Here is a 25,603-nt window from a genome sequence, read left to right as displayed (position 1 = left end):
ATTTTTATTCAAATTGTACCTTCTACTGCAGTTATTTAGTCATTCTCATACTTTTTGTAAGGTCAATCTTTACACGAATGATAATGATTTGTATTTGTGATCTTTGTTTCAATTATGTAAAGTGCGTCACATAATTGAATTTTCGCAAACGCTAAATAACAATAGGATGAAGTTAGAGATGAAATCTAATAGTTACAGTAAGTTATCGTTAGGTGCTCAGGCAGTTGCCGCTGCATTAGTCTTTAGTAGCCCAGCAATTTATGCTGCAGACACCAGTAATGAAACTTGCGATAAGGATATCTTAGCAAAATGTAAACCTGTGGAAACAGACGAATCAATAGAAAGAATTCGGGTTCATGGGGTACAAAACTCAGTTTATATGTTTAATAACTCAGCCGATAAACGCCGTATGGCTGCATTAGTTGATACTCCGCAAGTGATTACCGTATTAACCCAAGATCAAATTCAAGAGTCTGGTAATACTGACTTAAAAGATATTTTGTCAGCTCAAGCAGGGGTCACTTTAGGTACGGGTGAAAACGGTAACGCCTTTGGTGACCGCTATATTATCCGTGGCCACGAAGCGCGTAGCGACGTGTTTGTTGATGGTCTGCGTGACCCAGGCATGACCACTCGCGAAAGTTTTGCAACAGAACGCGTTGAAATTACCAAAGGCCCAAGTTCAACATTTGCAGGCCGTGGTTCATCTGGCGGTGCGATTAACAGCGTGACCAAAAAGGCCTCTGTTGCGTATGATTTTGGCCGTGTCGACTTAGGCATTGGTACTGACGAACATAGACGATTAACTATCGATTATAACTTACCGTTATCAGAAACCGTCGCTGTGCGTCTTAACGGTTTAACGGCCGAAGAAGATAAGCCAGGCCGCGAAGGGATTACCCGTGAACGCCAAGGAGTCCAGTTATCGGGAGTGTATGAAGCCACTGATGCACTGTCATTTATCGCCGATGGTTATTATTTAGATGCCAAAGACGTGCCTGATTTAGGCAGTTATTTTGATCAAGACACCCGTAAGCCACTTGAAGATATCCCTGTTTATGCTCAAGATGGTGACTTTCTCAATTCTAAGGTCACCACGTTCACCCTACGTACCGAATATGAGTTAAATGACAGCATCACGTTATATAATGCTACTCGTGTTGGTCACACTGAAAACGGTTATATCACTACCGGTATGGGCGGCACCACGCGCGCAGATACCGACGCAACCGCGCCTGGTGTTAAAACCCTAACATTAAGTACTCACCAAGGTAATCAAGATGTTGATTACGTCAGTACTCAGTTCAATTTATTTTGGAATACTGAAATACTGGGCTTTAGCAATAAGCTTGTTTTTGGTTTGGAATACACAGACGAAAACGTTGATAACGGTGTGTATAGCGTTACCAACAATAATCCGACAAATTGTTCAACCGAAGGACGTCGTGGCGTCTCTGAGTCATACTGTATTATCGACGGCAATGGCGATACGGTAGATAACATTAATCAGTTAATGGGGCGCAGTTATGTTGATGGCGGATCGGATGCTATTTACGACATCGAAACAGTATCGGCATACATGATGGATACCGTTGCATTAACTGAACAACTGTCATTATTCTACGGTTTGAGACTCGATAGCTTTGACTACAGCAATGATACAGTTAGCCGGGGTGATGAAATAGATTATGCCTACTCAGACACCATGTATAACTACAACTTCGGTCTTGTTTATGACTTGTCTGAAGATGCTAACATTTATGCTAACTACAGCACCGCAACTAACATCAATGGCGGCGAGTCTGACTTAGGCGGAAACTGTGGATATGGCGGTGTGTGTGGTACCACAGAACAAGCTTCGGAAGCAGATGCCGAAATCGTTGAAAACCTAGAGCTTGGCACCAAATGGATGTTGTTTGACGACAAAATGATGTTCTCAGCATCAATTTTCCAAATCACTAAAAGCGATGTCATGGAAAGTGTTGGCGACAGTTACTCAACCTTAGGTACACTTAATACGGGTAAAAACCGTGTTAGAGGTATCGAATTTGGTATGGTGGGAAATATTACCGACCAACTCAGCATACAATTTTCAGCGGCTAAAATGGATTCTGAGATTTTAGAATCATACGATCCAGCTAACATTGGTTTAGTCCTGAGTAATTTTGCCGACGAGAGTGCTTACCTTCAATTACGTTATCAGTTAACTGAATCGTTTGTGTTTGGTGGTAGCTACACTTATCAAAGCGAAATGTATGGCGGACAGCCAGACACAGCAGCGGGCTTTGATAGTACCAATAATCGCTACAGCATTGTGGTTCCTAACTATCAAGTAGTTGATTTATTTGCTAGTTACAATGCTACCGAAGACTTAACTTTCCGCATAAACGTAGGCAATGTAATGAATGAAGAGTACTGGACTGCGGCTTATCGTTCTGGTTCATTTATGTACTTAGGTGATGCAAGAAGCTCAAAACTGTCGATGACATATGAGTTTTAATTAAGGGTGTTTGTATGATTGTTATTGAAAAAATCCTCACAAAACAAGACGTCGGCGCTTATCGTCAGCAACTGGCAGAATGTCCGTGGGGCGATGGCCGCAAAACCGCAATGGGAATGGCGGCCTCAGTAAAAAATAACAATCAAGCAGATGCACAAGATGCCAGTGTGCGCCAATTAGCTAACCAGTTATTGGCGCGTATTGGCGAAACGCCCAAAATCGTGTCTGCTGCATTACCGCACAAGATTTTTCCGCCGTGCTTTAATCGCTATAGCGAAACCGAAGAATATGGCTATCATGTCGACGCGGCCATCATGCGGATCCCGAATACATCGGAAGTGCTCCGCAGTGATGTCTCCATGACGGTGTTTTTGAGTGAACCCGAAGAGTATGACGGCGGCGAGTTGGTCATAGCTACCGAGTTTGGCCAACAACAAATTAAATTACCGGCAGGTTACGCAGTGGTGTATCCGTCAAGCAGTTTACATAAAGTCACTGCGGTCACTAAAGGGCAGCGGATTGCAGCAATTACTTGGATGCAAAGTATGGTGGCAGATTCAAACTTACGCCAAACCTTGTATCAGTTTGATCAAACTATTCAAAATTTAATTAAAGCTGACAATACCGATCGTGCTGAATTAGATAATCTACATAATGTGTATCATAATTTAATTAGGCAATTTACTCAGCTGTAATTGAAATGACTAATATTGAAGGGAGTATAGCTAAGTTTACATGACTGGATTTTAGTGACTGAATATTAGTTATTCGATTTTAATGATTTGCTTATATTCACTTAGCAGAAAATAGTTAACTGAGAATGGGATTAAATAGTGGCAACGTCAAGCTGAGTTTCTTTGTTGAATAGACGGTGACAGTACGGTTGCTAACGCGTGCTATCACCGTTAATTGTATTAACTTGTTATCATTTGACCGGTATAAAGTATAAAGTTACGTAATAATATGACGCCCAATAAACTTAGACATGCTGTTCCGGCAACATAGGAAAACTTGCGTTTTGAAGTTGCGGTCATAAATAAGTTCATCGCTAATGGGGCCGACAATCCTAATCCCATAATGCCGAACCAGAATACAAACCCCCAAAAGCCTACTCCGATAGCATTGAATGCCGCTACCTTGCTTTGGCCACCACTGAATACTAAACCCAGGAAGAAGGTGAACATAAGGAGTATCTCGCCTAAAATCAGTGGGATCTCTATTTTATGAATGAAACGGACTTCAGCACCATTGGGATTGCCTTTGAGTAACACACCACCTAATAGTGATGCCGCAGCACCTGAAGACAAACCAGAAGTTAAAAATAGTAAAGGTAATACTCCAGTATTCCACATCGGGAAGTGAGGCTGAGCCGATAATAGAAATCCGGTATAAGCACCTAACGACACAGAGAATATGACCAGTAAACCAGTTATACCAGCTTCATAACGGGCTATTATAGTTGTTAATTTAACAACAATTGGGAAGCGGTTTTTACATAAATCATCAATAGGTTTTTTAAATGTTATTATAATCCAAGCATACATAAACACTTGATAAAGCATTAAGATAATTACACCCATCGACATTACTGACGTAGGGTTATAAAACACTAAGATCTTCCAAAAGTCGAAGGGTTTGGTTAAATCTAATACCAATACGCCTAAGCCTGCTAACACCGAAATTGCCGCAACAATACATGCTGCTATAACAAATCCAGATTGATATGCTTTCTCTTTCAGGCAACCATGTTTTAGCATAACAGCAAAGAACATAGCACCAGCGGATACCCCTGCTAAAAATAGGTATATGGCAATGGGCCAATGCCATACTAATGTGTCAAATTCGAAAGCACTCATAATATAATCTCCCCTTGTTTCGCTTTGATACGAAATATTTTAGGTCGGGTACCTAAATCTTGCTTAAAGCGCTCAGTCGGATTAGCCTTTAATAGCGTAACTAGTTCAGACTCGGGATCTTTAAGATTGCCAAACACTAACGCTTTTGTCGGGCATATTTCTACACAGGCAGGTTGTTTACCCTGTTTGAGATTTGTTTCACGGCAGAAATCACATTTGTCGGCAGCTTTGGTGACTGGGTTAATAAAACGCACTTCATAAGGGCAGGCTGCAATACAATATAGGCACCCCACACATCTATCCGCATTTACTGCAACAATACCGGTTTCTTTATCGATAAAGGAGGCACCAGTAGGACAAACTGTAACGCAAGGTGCGTTTTCACAATGTTCGCAAGAATGTCGAGAAAAATGATAAAATTGATCAGGGTATTCTCCAAATGGGCCTGTTCTTTCAATGCTTAGTCGTGAGACACCTTCTGGTACATGATTCACTTCACGACACGCTTCAACACAGGCATTACAACCAATGCATTTGGTTTCATCATATAATAAAGCGTACTTGATGTTGTTTATATCTGGTTCCATTTCGGCATTGGCATTATTGCCACTGAGTGGATATACCGATACGCCTGCAACCAATGCGCAGGTACTTTTAAGGAAATGCCTTCTTGAGTTTTCCATGATTATTTACCTCTGCACCGTGTGACAATTTCGGCATTGATTACTGCGTTCTTTGGCAGTTAACCCCATCATTGGATCTAATTTAGGGTGTAATTTATGACAAGATGCACAACTCGTTTTTTGCGCATGTACGTTGTGTGTCCATTCAGCTTCAGCTAACTTTGTCGGGGTATGACACTTAAGGCACACGGCATTTTGAGCATTAACAGGGATGTCGTTGTCCGAAGAGAACACCATCAAATCATTAGGCTTTCTAGGATGATTGCCTTTTTCACCATGGCAAGAACTACAACTCATGTTTAAAGAGTCGTGGCTATGGTAGCCCAGCATTGCTCCATTTCGTTTATGGCATTTCATGCATGAGTCATTGTTAATTTTGCCAGTAAGTTCATCACTGATGGCGCCTTGGCTAAGAAACAGTGATAGCAATCCTATGCCGAGTGGCAATAGCCATTTATTCACGGACATAACGAATCCTCGCGATCAGAATTTAAAAAATAAAATATCGGGTGAAAACACATTGTCGTCACCCGATAGGGTTGTCATACAGGTAGTGATTGTTTTAACATTTGCATGTCGTAAGGTTTACCTCGAGCAATTTCAACTAATTTGATGTTGAATTTTTCGAATAAACTTTTTGAGTTAGCATCTTCTTGATTACTGAAGTCAGAGATAACTAATTTCACTTCTGACGAGTCATGGTCAATGACAACATAATCGAGTCGTGTATGATTTTCGGCAGCAGTTTGTGCATCCATTTCAAACACGGTATCGATTGGAACGTTACAACAAACGTCATATTTTCCACCAACCATCGTTTTTAGTGATTTTAAAAAGTTAAAGCTTTGAGTATCAAAAAGCATTTTTTTAAATTTAACTGTGTGATCCTCTGTATTAGTTTTGAAGAACTTTATACAAGTCATAGTGAAAACAACTAATATAAATGGAACAACGATAAATAAAACTGAGTATATAAATGCATAACTTAAAAATACTGAAGTGTTCATACCAACCTCCAAAAAACTTATTGTTTTATTAATTAATCATACGTCGTCGACGTACGATTAATATTATTCTTATATTTTTATTTTAAATTGATCGTAATCAATTAATTGCAGTGATTATAATTTATTTGATTGTAGTTATGATTTAGATCTTATTGTTTGTTTTAATATGTTTTATTAAGTTATACATTTATTTGGTTATATTAATATATAAATTAAAAATTAAGTATTTCATAATGTTAAATTTGATTTTGCAGAAACTGAAATTCTTGTTTTTGAAACTTTGATTTTTAATTAAGCATTACAACTATAATAGTCATTTTGGTAGCATTGATAGTAAGCTAGTTTTAAGTGATTTTGTGAAATAGGTTGTTTTTGATAATTCATTTTTATGATCTGGAATAAGTAATCGTCAAATATTAAAAATAATGATATGAACTCTCGAAGAAATCGTTAGTATGTTATATCAAATACCTCTAAGGGAGTATCTATGATGAAGAAGATTGATTTAGATAAATTAGACTTATTAACGCTCTCAATATTAGTAAGTTTGTACGAAAACAAATCGGCGACTCATGTGTCTAGAATATTAGATGTACCAGCATCAAAAATAAGTCGTTGTTTACATTCAGCAAGATTGCTATTTGGCGATGAGCTTTTTATTAGACGTAAATATGGCTTAGTGCCTAACGACTATGCTGGAAGGATTTATCCTATAGCAAAAGAAATTGTGGACTGTGCTAAAAATTTCAATCGGATGAATAGTGCCGAATTGTCACATAGTCGATATTTTGAGTTAGTGATGCCTGGAATGATTGCTCATGCCTATCCACGTGCATTAATGAATGCAATTAAAGAGCAGAATAAAGATATTCATATTAATGTAAACAACTGGGATAAACATGCTCTAGAAGGTGTCTCCAACGACCCTAATAATATTGTCGTGTGTGGTTGTAAAAGCCCTGAAGAAATCCATTGTTTTGATCAAAAACTACAAGTTGAAGTACTTGCTAAGATGGGGCCGCAGTATTTGTTATGCTGTAAAAATCATCCCCTTTTAAAGCAAGAAATTACTTTAGAAAGTATCGCTGAGTATCCGTATATCAATACGCTTATGGGCGCTCAAGCACCGATAATCAATCCGTTTCAAGAGTATTGTCAAATCAAAAATTTGCCTCTTGAAACTGAAATGACAATTACAAATGTATCTTCTTTATTTGATTACCTTTCTGATTGTCAGTCATTGGCGCTAACACCTTATAAGGCTGTTTACGATATGATAGATGAAGAGTCAGGTTTACATGCTTGCCAGTTATCAGAGTTCGAAGTTAATCGTCTTTTTGACGTTGTCGAACCATTAAAATTAGTATTAGTGACTCATCCCAATGCAGTGAATGAGGATGCTACCTGGTTAAAACAGCAAATACGCGAATTGACCAGTGAACTTATTTAAAATAGAACTTACATAATTTTTGCTGTAGCTATAAATGCATTTTAAATATATGTTTTGTTGTTAACGAGTGTATTTTATTATCGCTTTTGTATAACTTTTTTAGCTGTTTTGTGTTTAATGCTTATTGAATGAAAATTTGTTTTATAGTAGGTGGATGTTGTCATTTTTGTATAGATAAATATTTTAAATTTTGGATAGATTGTATTTTTTGAATCATATTGAGCAAGACAGCCTTGGTTGCATTCTTAGTTAGTCATTTCATCCAGTTTTTCCCTCTTATTTATAAACTCATATTTAATGTGTATAGGAATTACATCTTATGTAATTCCTTTTTACGTATATTATTTACTGGTTTAAAATCCATTTTCGTTTGGTTTTTAGTTCATTGCAAAAATGTATAATGTAGGCTGCATCGTTATCGATACTAAATTTAACTATAATAAATATGCATTATTGCAATTTAGAAAGATAAAATTTTTTGCGATGATATCGACGCGATTAAGAATATTTGATAAATGTAAATGATAAATATAAGAATCTACATACTATATTTAACGTTTTTTATATCAAAAAATATGAGGTGAATCATTTTATCATAAACGCTATTTAAGCTCTTGCTAATGTACTTTGTGGCAATTATCACTATTCACTGGTTAAAAAGCATCAATGACCCGTCACCAATCTGGCCATCAATTTAATAATCTCTATTTGCTGATTTTTATTGGTCTTGTTATTAAAAATGAGTGCCTGTGTTAGTCAGCGGAGTATTGGTTATACTAAGCATTCAACTCCTTAACTAATCCACAAAACGCTTTGTTTAGAACCCGTGAATAATGGTTATATTTGTATATTCAATCGAATCATGAGTTACTGCTAAAAACGTTTTACTCTTTGTTGAGCGATTCTTTATTAAGCAAGTGGTGCTTAGATTGCTAGGCAACGATCCTCTCGCCTCGATTAAAACGTTTTTATCTCGAACAAAATTTAACCAGCAAAGTTCAACAGGCTCTAGTAACATGGATGATCATTTTTCAGGGGCTTTATTAACTTATTCACGTTAAGCTAATTTTCTTGTTTCCCATTGCGATGTACTGGGAAAATGACGATATCAGTAAATAAGGATATAGCGTGGACCCCGCAGAGTTAACTTCTATAACCACTACAAAAACCAAATCATTCTTAGCTGGCGCAATAGCGGTTATGCCGTTGACTATTGCTGTGATCCCTTGGGGCATTCTAGCGGGGTCGTTTGCATTAGAGGTAGGTCTTACTCCCGTTGAAAGCCAAGCGATGTCGGCGATTATCTTTGCGGGCAGTGCGCAATTAGTTGCCCTAGGGATGATAAAAGCCGGTATTGGTATTGGCAGTATTTTAATCACCACCTTATTGATCACCTCTCGGCATTTACTGTATGCCATGGCAATGCGCACCCATATCAGTCCGTTACCGCTTAAATGGCGTTTAGGGCTGGGTTTTTTACTCACCGACGAACTCTTTGCTATTGCCAATCAAACCCATAAAGGCGATACGCCAGCTCAACATCAGTTTGATCGCTGGTACGCTTTGGGCGGTGGGTTAACTTTTTATTTCGGTTGGAATATTGCCACCTTGCTTGGCATTGTCGCAGGACAGTCTATCGACAATTTAGGTGAACTCGGGCTCGACTTTGCCATCGCCGCCACCTTTATTGCCTTAGTTGTGCCAACCGTAAAAAAGCCATCGATTCTAGTCTGTGTATTAGTGTCGCTTATGTTAGCGGTGGTGTGCGCGGTATTTGCAATCCAAGCAGGGCTGCTAATTGCGGCAATATCGGGTATGGCAGCTGGAATGCTTTACGCCAAACTGACCAATGAGGGCAGTGTCGTGGCAACCGATGCCGATTCAACTCAAGCTACTGTAACCGTTAAAAAGGAAGATAACGTATGACCTGGCTGATTATTTTATCAATGGCAGCAGTGGTATTTGTCAGTCGGCACTTGTTGTTAGAACCTAAGTTGCCAATTCGCTTAAGTAAGAACACCTTAACGTTTTTAAGTTATTCAGCACCAGCGGTATTAACCGCCATATTAGCGCCAATCGTATTTGTGCCTGAAGGCCAATTGGCCATTAGCATATATAACCCATATTTAACCTGTGCGCTGGTGGCGACAATATTGGCTTATGTTACTCGTAATACCTTACTCACAACCGTGCTCAGTATGGGACTGTTTTTTATTTTGTATTAACAAGATACGCCTAGATTAATTTCAATCATTGTTAACTGACATTCTGCTACACAATAGATTAGAATAACCGCCATATTACGGACGAATTAGAGTTGAGTATGCACGTACACATTTTAGGCATTTGTGGCACTTTTATGGGTGGTTTAGCCCTACTTGCCCGTGCGATGGGCCACAAAGTGACTGGCAGCGATGCCAATGTTTATCCGCCGATGAGCACCCAGCTTGAGCAGCAAGGTATTGAGCTAATCCAAGGTTTTGACCCTAGTCAGTTAGGTAAAGAAGGCGACAATCAACCAGACTTAGTGGTTATTGGTAATGCCATGAGTCGTGGTAACCCGTGCGTAGAAGCGGTATTAAACCGCGGTATGAAATACACTTCTGGGCCGCAATTTTTGTCTGAACATATTTTGCAAGACCGTTGGGTATTAGCTGTGGCAGGTACTCATGGTAAAACCTCTACTTCCAGCATGCTAGCGTGGGTTTTAGAATACTGTGGTTACGAGCCAGGTTTTTTAATTGGTGGTGTGCCGCAAAACTTTGGGGTGTCAGCCCGCCTAGGTAACTCAGCATTTTTTGTCGTAGAGGCCGATGAATACGACAGTGCCTTTTTTGATAAACGTTCTAAGTTTGTCCATTATCATCCTCGTACTCTAGTGATCAATAATCTTGAGTTTGATCATGCCGATATTTTTGCCGATCTCGCGGCAATCCAACGCCAATTCAATCATGTTATTCGTACAGTGCCAGGCGAGGGTAAGGTAATTTGGCCAAGCGACGTTGAAGCCGTACAGCAAGTCATTGAAATGGGTTGTTGGAGCGAACAAGAAATTTATTCTAAAGCCACAAGCTTAATGACCGATTCAGCCAAGCCTTCAGTTAATGTTTCTGCCAACCAAGGTGAACCCAACGCTTGGCAGTCGCGTATGATTGCCGACGATGGCCATGAGTTTGAAGTACTGTTTAAAGGTGAATCGCAAGGGATAGTAAACTGGGCGTTAATTGGTCAACACAATATTGAAAATGCCATTATGGCCATAGCGGCAGCTCGTCATGTAGGCGTAGCTCCTAATCATGCCATTGAAGCGTTAACTCAATTTAGTCCACCAAAGCGTCGTTTAGAACTGCTTGATACCGTCAACGGTGTTGCTGTGTACGACGATTTTGCTCATCATCCAACGGCCATTGCCACTACCTTACAAGGGCTACGCGCCAAAGTGGGCTTAGGCAATCATGCCAGCGGAAAAATTATCGTGGTACTAGAGCCGCGGTCAAATACCATGAAAAGCGGCGTGCACAAAGACACCTTAGCCAATTCTATGGCGTTAGCGGATGTGGGTTATTTGTATCAGGCTGATAATATTGGCTGGGACATTAGTGCCAGTATGGCCAATGCGCCGATCCCAGTGACTGTGTACAACAACATTGAAGATATTATTACTGCTGTTGCTAATACAGCACAGCAAGGCGATACCGTGGTCATTATGAGTAATGGTGGTTTTAACGGCATTCACCAAAAATTGATAAAGGCTTTAGCTTAACTGCTTTAGCGAACAGAGGGGACAACATGGCCTACGCCAAAAAAGCCAAAGCAATTAGCCTAGCCTGGACAGGCGCATCGGGCGCGCCGTATGGTATTAAGTTGCTTGAGTGTTTGTTAGCGGCCGATTACCAAGTATTTTTAATGATATCCAGTGCCGCGCGAGTGGTGTTAGCCACTGAGCATGGATTGCAATTAAGCGCTAATCCAGGCAAAGCCAAGGCACAATTACTTGAACAATTTGATAATCCTGATGAACCGTTAAAAGGTGAGTTAGTTGTTTTAGGTAAAGATGAATGGTTTTCGCCACCAGCATCTGGCAGCGCAGCGCCGAAGCAAATGGTCATTTGCCCGTGTTCAACAGGCACATTAGCCGCTGTGGCAACGGGTATGAGTAATCATTTGCTCGAAAGAGCAGCAGACGTAGTATTAAAAGAACGTGGGCAATTGATTCTTGTTCCGCGTGAAACTCCGTTTAGCGCCATACACTTAGAGCATATGTTAAGCCTAACGCGAAACGGTGCGACCATCATGCCAGCGGCACCAGGCTTTTATCATAATCCCCAATCGGTAGAAGATCTGGTAAACTTCATGGTTTCCCGAATACTTGATCATTTGGGCATTGAACACGACTTAACGAGTCGCTGGGGATACGGACATACTCAGTCACACGACAACGACAATTGAGAGATTTATGAAGCACACCATTGAAATGATGATTTCTGAACAAGAAATCAATAAAACCCTAGACCAGTTAGCTGAGCGTATTAATGCCCATTACGCCGACAGTGAACGCTTATTAATGGTTGGCCTATTAAAAGGTTCGGTCGTGTTTATGGCCGATCTGTGTCGTCGTATTAAAGGCCATGTCGAAATCGATTTTATGTCTGTTTCGAGTTACGGTAATACCATGAAAACCTCACGCGACGTCAAAGTGCTTAAAGACGTGCAGTCAGACATTGCCGGCCGTGACGTATTAATTGTCGAAGACTTAATCGACTCAGGTAACACCTTAAATAAAGTGCGAGAAATGTTGTTACTGCGCGAACCCAAAAGCCTAGCGCTTTGCACTTTATTGGATAAACCAGAGCGCCGTGAAGTAGACGTACCTGTAGACTTTATTGGTATTACTATTCCAGACGAATTTATTGTCGGTTACGGTATTGACTACGCAGAGCAATATCGCAACTTGCCTTACATCGCTAAAGTTGTACCGATAGATTAAGTTAGAACTCTTTTATCAACTCTCATCATCGTGGGAGTTTTTTCATTGTAAGTTGAGGATGTCAATATGGCCGATAACGCCAACGCATTGGTGATCGAAAACCTAAAAAAAACCTACAAAGGTGGCGTACAAGCCGTTAAGTCGATTAGCTTAACGGTAAAGCAAGGTGACTTTTTCGCATTACTTGGTCCTAATGGCGCGGGTAAATCGACCACTATTGGCATTATCAGTTCGTTAGTGCAAAAAACATCAGGTACGGTGTCAGTTTTTGGTTTTGATATTGATAAGCAACTCGAACATGCCAAGTTATGTATTGGGTTAGTGCCGCAAGAGTTCAACTTTAATCAATTTGAAACCGTGCAACAAATTGTGGTTAATCAAGCGGGTTACTATGGGGTGCCAAAAGCAGTTGCATTAGTGCGCGCAGAAAAGTACCTCACACAACTTGATTTATGGCAAAAGCGTCATGCTCAAGCCCGTGAACTGTCTGGCGGTATGAAACGCCGTTTAATGATTGCCCGCGCGCTAATGCATGAACCTAAGTTGTTGATTTTAGATGAACCAACCGCGGGTGTGGACATTGAGTTGCGTCGCTCAATGTGGGAGTTTTTAAAACAAATCAACAAACAAGGTGTGACCATTATTTTAACCACTCACTACCTTGAAGAAGCCGAAATGTTGTGTCGTACCATTGGTATTATCGATAATGGTTTGCTGGTGGAATGCACCACTATGAAGGCATTGCTAAGTAAGTTAGATGTTGAAACCTTTGTTTTCGATTTACGCAATGACCTCGACGTTGCACCGCAATTAACTAACATGAATTGCCGCTTAACTGATGCACATACCTTAGAAGTCGATGTGGCCAAATCGAATAACATTAATGAATTATTTACTCAGTTAACAGCAGCCAATATAGAAGTGTTGTCGATGCGCAATAAAGCCAACCGTTTAGAAGAATTGTTTGTAGAGTTAGTAGAAAAAGCCAAGGAGTCGAAATAATGAACAGTCTGTATTTTGTGGCTTTTAAAAGTATTCTAACCAAAGAAATTAATCGCTTCACCCGTATTTGGATTCAAACGCTAGTACCGCCAGCCATTACCATGACGTTGTACTTTTTAATTTTTGGTAACTTAGTCGGCAGTCGCATCGGTGAAATGGGCGGCGTAAGCTACATGGAGTTTATTGCCCCAGGTTTAATCATGATGTCGGTGATAACCAGCTCATACTCTAATGTGGCGTCATCATTTTACAGCGCAAAGTTTCAGCGTAACATTGAAGAAATCATGGTTGCCCCTGTACCGCATTACGTGATGATAGCCGGTTACGTCGGCGGCGGCGTAGCTCGTGGTTTATGCGTTGGCCTTATTGTTACTTTGGTGGCAATGTTCTTTGTTAATATCAATCTACATCATGCAGGTTTGGTGGTGTTAACCATGTTTTTAACCTCAGTGTTATTTGCATTGGGTGGGTTAATTAATGCTGTGTTTGCCAAAAGCTTTGACGACATCAGTATTATTCCGACCTTTATTCTCACACCACTCACCTACTTAGGTGGGGTATTTTACTCGTTATCGTTATTACCACCTTTTTGGCAAGGCGTGTCATCGTTAAACCCCGTGGTGTATATGATCAACGTATTCCGCTATGGTTTTCTAGGATTTGCTGACCTCAGCGTACCGTTATCGATAGCAATTATGATTGGTTTTTGTGTCAGCTTATGGACACTGGCGTACTATTTGATATCGCGTGGGATTGGGTTGCGAAGCTAAGTCTGTAGTAGGCAGCCGCTCACCAAGCTATAACGAATAATGTATATATAAAGGCTCGCAAGGGCCTTTTTTGTGGGTGAAATTTAACAGGTATTTACTCAATAGGTTTGATCTCGGACTAAGTAATTATTATTGCTAACTGTAATCCATTGGGCTTTGTACGCCTGTTTGGTGCAAACCTGCAACATGCGTATAAATCTGGGTTGTTTTTACATCATTATGGCCAAGCAATTCCTGCACGGTTCTTATATCGTGACCACGTCTCAGTAAGTTTGTTGCAAAGGAATGCCTAAAAGTATGAGCGGTAATGCGTTTAGTGATAGTCGTTTTCTGAACAGCTTTTTTTAATGCCTTTCTAAATGTTGTTGGGTCAATATGATGTCGACACATATACCCATTAATTGGATGTGACACACAGTGAATCGAAGGAAAAAGATATTGCCAATGTAATTGTTTGGCGCTTGTTCCAAACTTTTTGAGTAAGCTAGAAGGCAAAGAAGCCATCCCTAATCCCTGAGATAAGTCGTGAGCATGAGTCTCTCGCACATGGTGCATCTGCTGTTGTATGGGGTCAATGGTCATTTTAGGTAAAATACAAACTCTATCTTTTTTACCTTTACCTCTAAATACAAAAAGTGTGCGATTTTCAAAATCGATATCCTTAAGTCTAATACTTAAAGCTTCAGTTAATCTTAACCCCGCGCCATATAATAAACAGCCAATCAGTTGGTATTTACCATGTAAATTATCAATGACCTGTTTGGCCTCAACATCATTTAAAACCTGCGGAATTCGAGTTGGTGTTTTTGCATACGGGAACTGCAAATTGTCGGTATCTATGGCTAGTACATGTTTAAACGCAAAAACAAGGGCGCAAAGGGCTTGCTGTTGTGTACTACTGGAAGCACGCCGTTCGTTTGCTAAAAAACATAAAAACTGTTCAATGTGTGTAGGTAAAATATGTTTTGCAGCAGTAAACTTAAAATATCTTATAAAATAACGGTTCCAATAAAGGTATGATTTTTCAGTTTGGTAACTGTAATGCCTCACTCGAATTTGTTGTCGAATTGCTTCTATATATCCCGATCCCGCCATCACTTCCCCCTTTATGTTACCTGCACTGTGCATTCATACAGTTATAATGGGTTTTGAATGAATTACAATAAAACGTGTACAAAAAGCAATCTAAAGTGCTAGATATGAATAAACAGATAAAACCTAATCTATTGATATTATTTAATTAATTTTTTTAGCATTTAATTTCGACACTTTTAACGCGCAATCGAAGTTTTATATCGGAGGTTAAGAGTCATTAAATTGCTTTACATCAATGAGATAGAAAATGTAGGATGATATAAATCAATAACTTAAACGGTCGGCTTTATTGGGCGAGCCGTTCAATAAGCTGTTGAACTAAGCCGCTGCGCGGAGCCCAAAGACCCGTGATTTGAACCACACTTACCTCAGTGGATTTCCCACTATCAAGGAGGTAAGTCATGTTAGTACACACTCAATTATTCCATGATGAAATTACGCTTAGACGCTACTCTGAGCGAACCCGTAAAGCTTATCTGTATGCCATTACTAAACTGGCAGAACACTATCATCAACCAGTTGATACTGTTACCGATACGCAGTTAAGTGATTATTTCCGCTATTTAAACCTTGAAAGGCAACTATCAAGAGCCTCTATTCAGCTTCAACTGAACGGTATTCACTTTTACTTTGAACACATTTTAAAGCGTCAATTTAGAATTGACGTGTGTTTGCCTCGTCCTAGCCAAAAACTGCCGCAAATGCTCAGTAAGCAAGATATTGGTCAGTTGTTGCAGTACTGCCCTAATCAGAAATATCACGCCATGATAGCGCTGTGCTATGGCTGTGGATTACGCGTCAGTGAGCTGGTCAATATTAAAGTCAGTGATATTGATGGTCAGCGGCAGTTACTCAAAGTGTGTCAGGGCAAAGGTGCTAAAGACCGTTTAGTTATCATCTCTCCCTCACTGCTTAATTTATTGCGCCATTACTGGCTTAAGTATCATCCGCAAACGTGGCTGTTTGGTGTGCATTCCCATGGCAACACCTACCCGTTAGATGTATCAAGCGTGCGTAAAACCCTCAAGAAAGCGGCGTTAGCCGCAGGGATCACCAAACCTTGCAGCCCGCACAGCTTGCGCCATGCCTATGCGACACATCAATTGGCCGCTGGCATGTTACTGAATCAACTCCAACATCAACTGGGTCACAAAAGCATTAAAACCACAGAGCGATATCTGCACTGGTCGCCAGAGCTTGGGCATAAAGGGGGCGATTTACTCGCTGACTTGGGGTGATGAGATGGCGCATTATCACTTGAGTGACATATTGCAAACCCACTATGGTCACTACCAGCAACATCATCGACTGAGTCAGCAACAGCGTTTGGTGTGTCAGCGTATTTTGGCTTGCCGCACAGCCGCACTTGGTCAACAGCAGTGGCAATGTAATCAATGTCACTATCAGCAAAGCGTGTTCTGCTCATGCCGAGACAGACATTGTCCACGCTGCCAAGGTAAACAAACCCAAGCATGGATAGAGAAACAGCAACAACAAGTACTGCATTGTCGCTATTTTCATTTGGTGTTTACCTTGCCCCATGAGCTCAACGCGCTCACTCATACCGATGAGCAAGCAAAGCTTGTGTACAGCGCGTTATTTGAAGCCGTTTGGCAAACCTTAAGCCGATTTGGCATGACCCGTAAACACTTACAAGGTCAGTTAGGGTGCACAGCGGTACTGCATACATGGGGGCAAACCTTAACCCAGCATATCCACTTACACTGTTTAATCCCAGGCGGAGTGGTCACTGAGCAAGGTCAGTGGCGCGGCGTTAAATCAGACTATTTATTTCCTGTTAAGGCGGTCTCAACCGTGTTCAAAGCTAAGATGTTGGCTGCTCTGCGCCAGCGTGAACTGACCATTCCCGAGGCCAATAACCTCATCAATAAGGCGTGGTGCGTATACAGTAAAGCATGTCTTTATAAAGCTGAAACCGTAGTGGCTTATCTCGGGCGTTACACTCGAAAAGGCATGCTGCATGAATCACGGCTTAAGGCGGTCACCAAAGAGCGTGTTGATATCAGCTACACAGACTATGTCAATAACCAACGTAAAATCATGCAACTGACTCCTGAAGAGCTCATTAGGCGTTACTTATTACATGTACTGCCTAAAGGGGTGATGCGGATAAGGCATTTTGGTTTTTTAGCCAACAGCTGTCGGCGTAAAAGGCTCGCCAAAATTAGAGAGCAACTGGGGAGTAAAGCGAAAGATATCCCAGCAGCAATCACTGACACATTAGGCCACTGGTGTTGTCCGCAGTGCCCCAATGGACGGCTAATGTTTATGGGACTGGTGCCACTGCTAACGATGTTAGCGCGTGAAGCAAAGTTGAAGCTGTCAGGTTAGTCAGATTAAGTGGGGGGATGTCAGCAAATAAAGCAGGCTCAGCTAATCTTGGATTAGGTGGGACGATGGCACACGATTTGGTATCGAGAAATCAGTAAATAAGGCAATAATCGAGTAATGGAAAAAGATGAAAGCCAACAAAATCGACCCTAAAAGGTGTAATCAGAACAGACGATTAGCCGAAAGGTTGTACAAAATACCACTACCGTTAAAAAGCAAATTCCTATAGCATAAAACATACCGATTAATTTGGATGTGGCATCGGCCAAGTCCAACAAGCGATTTATGCTTTGCAAACAGCGCAACGCATAAATACTAAAACGTTAGGTGAATATGGAATATCCCGCTACCAATGTGATTCATCAAGTTGCTTATAAAAAGCGATTAAAGGTTGGTGACGTTTTTAGGCTTGAATACCCCGATAATAAATTTATTTTCGGTCGAGTCATGACCCTGGACTCTGAAGTTGGCGGCTTTCCTGATTGCATCAAGATCCATATTTACAATATCATTAGCGAACAGTCTGAATTACCGAAAGATTTAATTCAAAGCTCTTTGTTAGTTGCACCTGTGTTTGTAAATAAACTAGGTTTTTCTCGAGGGTATATGCCCGTTATTGGAAACATTCCAGTAGAGTCTAGTCAAAATATAGATGGGGCATGCTACTTAAGCGTTTTTCCTAAATGTTGCCACGTTGATGAAGCAGGGAATCAAGTTGAAGAAAACGAACTAGAAGGTGTTTGGGGACTCGGAAATTATCGCACAATGGACGACTCAATCAGCAAAGCTCTTGGCATACCTGAGGCTCCTGATGATGACGATGAATAATTCACCTAACAAGAAATTAAACAAGGACAAAAAACAGTTGGCTTTCTGTTCACTACGTTCACTTATTTTAGCCAACCATTTTTTGCCTGTTAATTAGGCGTTAGCAGTACAAGGAAGTTATGAGCAAGCAAATTTGGGAAATCACAGTTCAAGACTTATTGGATCATAGTGTCTGGCAGTTTCCTATGTGGAAAAACGATAGTTTTGATGAAACCGTTATTGTTCCTGCAAGTGAAAGTGATGCTTTAGATCCTAATTCAAACATTATCGTCAAAGCTAAATTTATCGATTCAGAAGGTTTTGAGTTTGTTGGTTTTATAAATTACGGTTTAACTGAGATTGAATATTCTCAACCTTGTATGTTCGTAAAAGATGAGGTTGTAGGTTTTTGGTTTGGTATTTCTAAACCAAGTAAAGCTGACTTAACTAAGCTTAATTTTCCAATTGTAGTAACTTCAATCCCAGTTTATGGGTTAAAACCTAAATCAGTTGTCATTGAAGGTTACGGCTATATAAATGAGGATTCTAGCAGTTGTGTAGCGCACTGCTAACAAACAAATTAACAGGACTAAAAACAGTGCGCTATCGCTCCGCTATTTTAGCCCACAATTTTTAGCCCGTTATTATGGGCGTTAGCACCCTAAGCCAGTACCATCTGAGAGAGAATAGGTTGAAAAAAAGTTATTTTGAGATAGATCCGAATGTCAGGCTTAGCTCAGTGCCTTTATTTAGGGTTACGTTAACGGTGCTTCCATCATTAGCTCTCTTATGCTTTGTGATTATCGTGTCTAATTCAAACTTAGAGCTTGACCCTTCGTACACAGGCTTTAACTACGGTCTTTTTACTGTATCGAAAGTCCCTCTAACCATATTGGCTACATGTATTACGATTTTGGGTGTTATAGCAGCTATTCATCGGTCTGCTCAAACAACTCTCCAAATAGAAAAGGCCACAGAGCAAAATACTTTTTCTAACTTCTATAAACATCGTCAGGAATATGTAGAGCACTTCAGCGAAATAAAAGAAGGATTGCCAGATCATATTTCTAAGAATTTATCGGACAAAATAATAAGAGGGTATTATTCCTCTAGCTATCCATTTAATAACCCTTCTAGATTCAGTATAAAAGCTAATTTAGGATGGATTGAATCGTTCGATAAAGGGCTTATTGAAATGACTTATATCCTTTCTAAGATGGCAAGTACCAATGAGATTAACCTTGTCATCCTTCTATATAAGGAGTTTCTTCGACAAGAAACTTCTATTCGGCAAGGGCTATTTGATTTAAGGCAGCCAGAAGAAGCTGAGATAGTATTTGATGAATATCGAGAAGTCGATATTCAGTATTGGGATGATTCAAGGTCTGACATTTCAATATCTAAAAGCGTGTTGAAATCCAATTTCAAGAGAATACAAGATTATGCAGACCTTCTAACAAAACTTAAGTATTTGTGTGATGAGTTTGAGGGCACCATGCTTTATGGCACAAATGTCTATTCTGGTCTATCTACGATGGAGTATCACAACAAGTTTAACGAAAATCTAACCGACGAGTTGTTCATGGAGAATAGTGGAGCTCTAATAATTACTGAGATTGACGACAAGAAGGTTTCGAAAATATTTGAAGAGATCAAAATGTCCTATGATCGAAAAATTGCTGAGCTAGACTCTATTAGAGAGGCGAATGATTGTGATTGAGAAAAAGGTGCTAACAAGCAAAGGCAGCGGATGCTTTGCACCGCTGCTTTGAGCGTTAAAAGTCATTAGAGGTAAGCATGGAAGTTGAAGTCACTGAAGAATATGAAGAGCTAGCTACTGAGTGGCAATATCAGGTTATATTGCTTCTAAAGGAGAAACTTAAAAAGAATGGTATTACCGATGACGTAGCAAAAGAAATTATTGGGGACTTCACCTTTGATCTCTCGATGTTACACGATCAAGGCGAAATTAAGGTTGATGGTAAATCTTTCAATCCTAGAATTAGCTTTGATGACTTCTCGGGTAAATTGATTACGTCTGATGAAGAAACAAATTTACATGAATACGCTTTTGGAAGTACTAGTGAAGCATTCGGCGACTAAACAACTTTTAACAAGGCGCTCAAGCTTTGGACGCAGTAAACTGCGCCGCTTAGCTTGGCGTTAGGCAATAGGAGTAAGTTTGGAAACTCTCAATATTATATTTGTGGCTTTGGGAGGAGCGGTGTCAGCATTAGCTGTTGTTGCTTTTCTTGGACAAAAGTTAGTTTCATTTTGGTTTGGGCGTGAGCTAGAATCTTATAAGGGTAAAGTTGCTAAAGAAAATAATGAGGCTTTAGAGAAACTCAAGGCAGATTTACATGTGCAAATACGAGCGGAAGAACGCTCAGTTGACCTTCAACTAACCATGGACAGATACAGAGGTCCACTTGTTCATTCTGCATATGACCTACAAAGTCGAATTTTTAATCTAGTTTGTCAAAATGTGATTAGTTTGTATTTTGTAAATGAAAGAGGAGATGGCTCTGAAAAAGAGTATTTTATCAAAAATACAATGTATGTCATTGCTCAATACTTTGCTTGGACAGAAATAATTCGTAAGGAAATTCAATTTATTGAGTTTCATGAAAGCACTGTATCTGAACAGTTATCGGCTTTACAAGATGAAATATATTCTATTTGGCAATCTACCGAATATACAGACTCGTTGAGTATATGAGCTGGCGAACAAAGAGGTATTGGTGAACTAATACTAGAAGAAAAAGACGGGCGCTATAAATGTATTGGCTACTCAAAATTTTTGAAAATTATAGCGGACGAAGAAGAGCCTTTGTTGAAGCAACTTGAAAGTAAAGTTGCGAGTTTCCTTACTTCATCTAACTATAATTCAGCTCGTTTAGTCAAATTGCAGAATGCTTTGATTGAGCTTTTAGAATTTTTAGATCCTAAATATATTCGTTTCCCTAAGGATAAACGTTCAAAAATTGCCTAACAAGTTAATAAACAAGGACAAAATACGGCTGGCTATCTCGCTGCGCTCGTATTTTAGCCCGCCAAATTTTGCCTGTTATTAAGGCGTTATGTTTTTCATGGTTACATCAGAGTTTCAAGCTACTAAGGATAGTTTAAATGATTAAAAAAGTATTATTAGCATCTTTGTTAATTGCATCTATTTCTGTTTCTGCCAAAGAGGTTGGAAATCCACCATATAATTTATCAAACGAAGATAAATTATATGGTTTGTCATTATTTTGGAAAGAAGCGAGTTACAATTTTGCGTATTTTGACCAAGTACCCGACTTAGATTTTGATAGCGCATATAGAGAATATATTCCCAAAGTTTTAGCTACTGAAACAACTTATGAGTATTATCGCGAACTAATGAAATTTAATGCTTTACTGCACGATGGACATACTAATATTTACTTACCAAAAGGACTTTCTTCTAAGTATGTAGACTGGCCAGCCTTAAGTTTAAGAGAGGCTCATCAGCAAGCTGTAGTTACTAAAGTAAAAAGTGAGCTTCAAGCTGAAATTCCTTTAGGCTCTACCGTTGTTTCAGTTGAAGGTGTTAATTTAGATACTCATTTAAAAACCAATATTATGCCTTATATTGCTAGTTCAACCGAGCATATTTTGTGGAACGATGGTGTAAGAAATACATTAAACGGATCACCTGATAGTAAGGTTAATTTTACTATAAAGACTCCTTTAGGGGAGTTCAAAGACTTAACTCTTACTAGAAATGCACGACATCAAAAAATAGATAAAGTGTCGTTAAAGCTTCCCAAATCGAATGGCGAGTTATTTGAATTTAAGTGGTTGGATCGTAAGATAGCCTATATCGCTCTTAATGGTTTTCATGATGAAAAAATCCTGCAAGACTTCAATGAAGTTTATGATGAAGTTAAACAAGCTAGGGGACTAATTATTGATCTAAGGTTCAATGGTGGCGGTAATTCAAGTATTGCAGCTGAAATATTATCCCACTTTACTAATAAAGATTTAGATGGCTCTATTTGGAAAACCAGAAAACATATTGCTGCGTTTAAAGCATGGGGAAACTATAGTGAAAAATATAAAAGTTATGCCCAAGATAATGCATGGGAGGCAGGAGCTATGGAATCGCTCAAAGCAAAAGAAAATAGTCATATTGTACCTACCTACGTGTTGATTGGGAGGCATACCGCCTCAGCAGCAGAGGATTTTTTAATCTATGCAGATAAGCTAAAGCATTTTACTACCGTTGGTGAAAAAACATATGGAAGTACGGGGCAACCAATTTTCTTTGATTTACCTGGGGGTGGGTCTTTCAGAATTTGTACTAAAAGAGATACATACCCAGATGGGAGAGAGTTTGTAGGATATGGTATTACCCCACAAATTATTATTGATCGTATGCCTGAACATCTGAGATCAGAAAAAGATATTGTACTTTCTAGCTCTATTAAAAAGCTGAAAGAAAAAATCTAACAAGAAATTCAACAAGGACTAAAAACAGTGGGCTGTTCGCTTCGCTCCATTTTAGCCCGCAATTTTTAGCCTGTTAATTAGGCGTTAGCTTTTTCAAATGTATATAAGTTGAGATGTTTACAGATGTACATATACAAATATCAGAGTGTTAGTCCTCTATCTTTAATGATGCTAAAACGTGGTGAAGTTTATTTTGCCTCTGCAAGTGAGTTAAATGATAGGCATGAGTGTAGAGCTAGATATCTATTTAATGCTCCAAAAGAGGTTTGGACTCGATTTGTCGATTATGTGTTATGTAAAGTCAGCTCTAAATACCCTCTTTATCAATCTCCTCATAAATAACATGGCCACCCAAGATTATTGGCTAAATAACAAACAATAAACTACGCTTTATTTACCCTTTTTAAATGGTAATTGAAGATGGCCAGACCAAGACAAACTATCGTTAGCTTAAACGATACGCCTTACTATCACTGCTGCTCCAAAATAATAACATGGCCACCCAAGATTAGTGGCTAAATAACAAACAATAAACTACGCTTTACTTACCCTTTCAAAATGGTAATTGAAGATGGCCAGACCAAGACAAACTATCGTTAGCTTAAACGATACGCCTTACTATCACTGCTGCTCCCGTGTTGTGCGTAAGGCTTTTCTGTGCGGTTTTGATAACTCAACAGGCGAAAACTTTGAACATCGACGCGAATGGGTTGATGCTCGTATTCTTGAATTAGCGACAATTTTTGCCATCGACATTTGTGCTTATGCGGTGATGAGTAACCATTTACATGTTGTTTTGAAGATTGATGCAGATAAAGCAAAAGGCTGGTCAGATAAAGATATTCTGATCCAATGGCATAAAGGTTTTAAAGGCACATTGCTGACTCATAAATTTGTTAAAGACGAAGACTTAAACGAGTTTGAGCATAAAACGGTTAATGACTGTGTGACTCAATACCGACAAAGGTTAGTTGATATTAGTTGGTTTATGCGTTCCTTATGTGAGCCTATTGCCAGAATGGCCAAAACAATAACATGGCCACCCAAGATTATTGGCTAAATAACAAACAATAAACTACGCTTTACTTACCCTTTCAAAATGGTAATTGAAGATGGCCAGACCAAGACAAACTATCGTTAGCTTAGACGATACGCCTTACTATCACTGCTGCTCCCGTGTTGTGCGTAAGGCTTTTCTTTGCGGAATAGATAACTCGACAGGTGAGAACTTTGAACATCGGCGAGAGTGGGTAGATTCGCGCATTCTTGAGTTGGCGACCATTTTTGCGATTGATATTTGTGCTTATGCAGTGATGAGCAATCATTTACATGTTGTTTTGAAGATTGATGCAGATAAAGTAAAAGGCTGGTCAGATAAAGATGTTCTGAACCAATGGCATAAAGGCTTTAAAGGCACATTACTGACACAGAAGTTTGTTAAAGGCGAAGACTTAAACGAGTTTGAGCATAAAACGGTTAATGACTGTGTGACCCAATACCGACAAAGGTTAGTTGATATTAGTTGGTTTATGCGTTCCTTGTGTGAGCCGATAGCCCGAATGGCCAATAAAGAAGATAAGTGTACAGGCAGATTTTGGGAAGGACGGTTCAAATCCCAAGCGTTACTTGACGAAGCCGCTGTTCTGAGTTGTATGGCTTATGTAGATTTAAACCCTATTCGTGCCAAAATGGCAACGACACCAGAAACCTCAGACTACACCAGTATTCAACGGCGAATAACCTCAGCGATAAAAGGTGAGCAACCAACAGCATTATTGCCTTTTGTTGGTAATGAACGGCTAGATATGCCCAATGGACTGATGTTCAGCGTTAAAGACTATATTGTGCTGGTGGAAGATACCGGGCGAATTATTCGAGAAGATAAACGCGGTGCAATTAGCTCAACTAGCCAAGATATTCTCAATAGATTAAATATTCCTGCTGACAACTGGCTAAAAATCACCACAGAGTTTGGTTCATTATTCAAAGGTGCAGTAGGGTCTTTACCTGTATTAACGGAATATTGCGAACATCTAGAACGAAAGCGACGACAAGGTGCATCAAACTGCCAGCGCTGGTTATGCGCTTAAAGCTTAATCTCTATAACTAGAATCCACACAAAAACATTAACCTCCTTTCAAGCTTGATATCAATCAAGCCGCGAGTGCTGCTTTAAATCTACCGTATTGTTCATCATTTTCCATATAACGCTCAGTTTGTTGATGATTCCCATTTAGTTTATACATTTTAAATAGTGCTGAAAGCTATCGCAATCAAACCTAAAAGCAGTGATGTTAATTGATCGTTAAAATGGGTGGCTGAATTTTATAAATCTACCGTATTGTTCATCATTTTCCATATAACGCTCAGTTTGTTGATGATTCCCATTTAGTTTATACATTTTAAATAGTGCTGAAAGCTATCGCAATCAAACCTAAAAGCAGTGATGTTAATTGATCGTTAAAATGGGTGGCTGAATTTTATTTATTAAAAGCAGTGATGTTAATTGATCATTAAAATGGGTAGCTAAATTTTATTTATTAAATTTTACTAAACACTTGGGGTATTGGATAAAAAATAACCCGTAAGCACTGTATGTGTGCTCCGGGTTACCAATGAGC

The 25,603-nt window shown here is 39.5% G+C and carries 26 protein-coding genes; 21 read left to right on the top strand and 5 right to left on the bottom strand.

Annotated features, from left to right (window positions below):
- Positions 1-178: 178 nt before the first annotated feature.
- Together FCN25_RS06410 and FCN25_RS06405 are read left to right on the top strand one after the other, a co-directional pair.
- On the top strand, positions 179-2,500 hold the full coding sequence (locus FCN25_RS06410; protein ID WP_137223043.1) for a TonB-dependent siderophore receptor: 2,322 nt from the start codon (positions 179-181) through the stop codon (positions 2,498-2,500).
- Between the two features lie 14 nt (positions 2,501-2,514).
- Complete coding sequence (locus FCN25_RS06405) at positions 2,515-3,195, top strand: Fe2+-dependent dioxygenase (RefSeq protein ID WP_137223041.1); 681 nt, start codon at positions 2,515-2,517, stop codon at positions 3,193-3,195.
- A gap of 219 nt (positions 3,196-3,414) precedes the next feature.
- Here FCN25_RS06405 and nrfD read toward each other — a convergent pair whose 3' ends face one another.
- The 4 genes from nrfD to FCN25_RS06385 all read right to left on the bottom strand — a co-directional run bounded on the left by nrfD (position 3,415) and on the right by FCN25_RS06385 (position 6,046).
- Complete coding sequence (gene nrfD / locus FCN25_RS06400) at positions 3,415-4,356, bottom strand: NrfD/PsrC family molybdoenzyme membrane anchor subunit (RefSeq protein ID WP_137223039.1); 942 nt, start codon at positions 4,354-4,356, stop codon at positions 3,415-3,417.
- Positions 4,353-5,039, bottom strand: coding sequence for a 4Fe-4S dicluster domain-containing protein (locus FCN25_RS06395; RefSeq protein WP_137223037.1), 687 nt, complete (start codon positions 5,037-5,039; stop codon positions 4,353-4,355). The genes nrfD and FCN25_RS06395 overlap by 4 nt, the downstream gene beginning before the upstream one ends.
- 6 nt (positions 5,040-5,045) lie before the next feature.
- On the bottom strand, positions 5,046-5,507 hold the full coding sequence (locus FCN25_RS06390) for a cytochrome c3 family protein (protein WP_137223035.1): 462 nt from the start codon (positions 5,505-5,507) through the stop codon (positions 5,046-5,048).
- Between the two features lie 74 nt (positions 5,508-5,581).
- Complete coding sequence (locus tag FCN25_RS06385) at positions 5,582-6,046, bottom strand: DUF2726 domain-containing protein (protein ID WP_137223033.1); 465 nt, start codon at positions 6,044-6,046, stop codon at positions 5,582-5,584.
- A gap of 487 nt (positions 6,047-6,533) precedes the next feature.
- On the opposite strand from FCN25_RS06385, the gene FCN25_RS06380 reads away from it, so the two are divergent.
- From FCN25_RS06380 to FCN25_RS06345, 8 genes are all read left to right on the top strand, one after another.
- On the top strand, positions 6,534-7,496 hold the full coding sequence (locus tag FCN25_RS06380) for a LysR family transcriptional regulator (protein WP_137223031.1): 963 nt from the start codon (positions 6,534-6,536) through the stop codon (positions 7,494-7,496).
- A 1,128-nt stretch (positions 7,497-8,624) separates the two neighbouring features.
- Positions 8,625-9,422 (top strand): AzlC family ABC transporter permease, encoded by a 798-nt coding sequence (locus tag FCN25_RS06375; protein ID WP_137223029.1) that lies wholly within the window; start codon positions 8,625-8,627, stop codon positions 9,420-9,422.
- Positions 9,419-9,721, top strand: coding sequence for an AzlD domain-containing protein (locus tag FCN25_RS06370; RefSeq protein WP_137223027.1), 303 nt, complete (start codon positions 9,419-9,421; stop codon positions 9,719-9,721). Before FCN25_RS06375 ends, FCN25_RS06370 begins: the two co-directional genes overlap by 4 nt.
- 98 nt (positions 9,722-9,819) lie before the next feature.
- The gene (mpl, locus tag FCN25_RS06365) at positions 9,820-11,259 is read left to right on the top strand and encodes a UDP-N-acetylmuramate:L-alanyl-gamma-D-glutamyl-meso-diaminopimelate ligase (protein ID WP_137223025.1); all 1,440 of its coding nucleotides are present in this window, start codon (positions 9,820-9,822) and stop codon (positions 11,257-11,259) included.
- Positions 11,260-11,285: 26 nt separating this feature from the next.
- Positions 11,286-11,945: a flavin prenyltransferase UbiX gene (locus FCN25_RS06360; RefSeq protein ID WP_137223023.1), complete on the top strand. Its 660-nt coding sequence runs from the start codon at positions 11,286-11,288 to the stop codon at positions 11,943-11,945.
- Between the two features lie 7 nt (positions 11,946-11,952).
- On the top strand, positions 11,953-12,483 hold the full coding sequence (gene hpt / locus FCN25_RS06355; protein ID WP_137223021.1) for a hypoxanthine phosphoribosyltransferase: 531 nt from the start codon (positions 11,953-11,955) through the stop codon (positions 12,481-12,483).
- 66 nt (positions 12,484-12,549) lie between these two features.
- Positions 12,550-13,485 (top strand): ABC transporter ATP-binding protein, encoded by a 936-nt coding sequence (locus FCN25_RS06350; protein ID WP_137223019.1) that lies wholly within the window; start codon positions 12,550-12,552, stop codon positions 13,483-13,485.
- On the top strand, positions 13,485-14,255 hold the full coding sequence (locus tag FCN25_RS06345; protein WP_137223017.1) for an ABC transporter permease: 771 nt from the start codon (positions 13,485-13,487) through the stop codon (positions 14,253-14,255). Before FCN25_RS06350 ends, FCN25_RS06345 begins: the two co-directional genes overlap by 1 nt.
- Positions 14,256-14,390: 135 nt before the next feature.
- Here FCN25_RS06345 and FCN25_RS06340 read toward each other — a convergent pair whose 3' ends face one another.
- Entirely contained in the window at positions 14,391-15,350 is a 960-nt protein-coding gene (locus tag FCN25_RS06340; protein ID WP_137223015.1) for an integron integrase, read from the bottom strand.
- 401 nt (positions 15,351-15,751) lie between these two features.
- On the opposite strand from FCN25_RS06340, the gene FCN25_RS06335 reads away from it, so the two are divergent.
- The 11 genes from FCN25_RS06335 to FCN25_RS06290 all read left to right on the top strand — a co-directional run bounded on the left by FCN25_RS06335 (position 15,752) and on the right by FCN25_RS06290 (position 25,072).
- The gene (locus FCN25_RS06335; RefSeq protein WP_137223013.1) at positions 15,752-16,588 is read left to right on the top strand and encodes a site-specific integrase; all 837 of its coding nucleotides are present in this window, start codon (positions 15,752-15,754) and stop codon (positions 16,586-16,588) included.
- A 4-nt stretch (positions 16,589-16,592) separates the two neighbouring features.
- Positions 16,593-17,702, top strand: coding sequence for an IS91 family transposase (locus tag FCN25_RS06330; protein WP_137223011.1), 1,110 nt, complete (start codon positions 16,593-16,595; stop codon positions 17,700-17,702).
- A 333-nt stretch (positions 17,703-18,035) separates the two neighbouring features.
- Positions 18,036-18,530 carry an Imm26 family immunity protein gene (locus FCN25_RS06325; protein ID WP_137223009.1) on the top strand — a complete coding sequence of 165 codons (495 nt, stop codon included), beginning with the start codon at positions 18,036-18,038 and terminating at the stop codon, positions 18,528-18,530.
- 119 nt (positions 18,531-18,649) lie between these two features.
- On the top strand, positions 18,650-19,081 hold the full coding sequence (locus tag FCN25_RS06320) for a hypothetical protein (RefSeq protein WP_137223007.1): 432 nt from the start codon (positions 18,650-18,652) through the stop codon (positions 19,079-19,081).
- A gap of 119 nt (positions 19,082-19,200) precedes the next feature.
- Positions 19,201-20,229, top strand: coding sequence for a hypothetical protein (locus tag FCN25_RS06315; RefSeq protein WP_137223005.1), 1,029 nt, complete (start codon positions 19,201-19,203; stop codon positions 20,227-20,229).
- A 77-nt stretch (positions 20,230-20,306) separates the two neighbouring features.
- A complete protein-coding gene (locus FCN25_RS06310) occupies positions 20,307-20,612 on the top strand; it encodes a hypothetical protein (protein WP_137223003.1) in 306 nt (101 codons plus the stop codon).
- A 79-nt stretch (positions 20,613-20,691) separates the two neighbouring features.
- Positions 20,692-21,228, top strand: coding sequence for a hypothetical protein (locus FCN25_RS06305; RefSeq protein WP_137223001.1), 537 nt, complete (start codon positions 20,692-20,694; stop codon positions 21,226-21,228).
- 114 nt (positions 21,229-21,342) lie between these two features.
- Positions 21,343-21,501, top strand: coding sequence for a hypothetical protein (locus tag FCN25_RS20895; protein ID WP_175405832.1), 159 nt, complete (start codon positions 21,343-21,345; stop codon positions 21,499-21,501).
- 137 nt (positions 21,502-21,638) lie between these two features.
- Positions 21,639-22,982 (top strand): S41 family peptidase, encoded by a 1,344-nt coding sequence (locus FCN25_RS06300; RefSeq protein ID WP_137222999.1) that lies wholly within the window; start codon positions 21,639-21,641, stop codon positions 22,980-22,982.
- Between the two features lie 571 nt (positions 22,983-23,553).
- Positions 23,554-24,042 (top strand): hypothetical protein, encoded by a 489-nt coding sequence (locus FCN25_RS06295; protein WP_368074080.1) that lies wholly within the window; start codon positions 23,554-23,556, stop codon positions 24,040-24,042.
- Positions 24,043-24,094: 52 nt separating this feature from the next.
- Entirely contained in the window at positions 24,095-25,072 is a 978-nt protein-coding gene (locus FCN25_RS06290; protein ID WP_137222997.1) for a transposase, read from the top strand.
- The last annotated feature ends 531 nt before the right edge of the window (positions 25,073-25,603 follow it).

Origin of the sequence: Shewanella sp. MEBiC00475 (assembly GCF_005234075.1) — a bacterium.
Taxonomy (GTDB): domain Bacteria; phylum Pseudomonadota; class Gammaproteobacteria; order Enterobacterales; family Shewanellaceae; genus Shewanella; species Shewanella polaris.
Note: the sequence above shows the minus strand (reverse complement) of the source record. Positions and strands in the feature narration are given on the sequence as shown.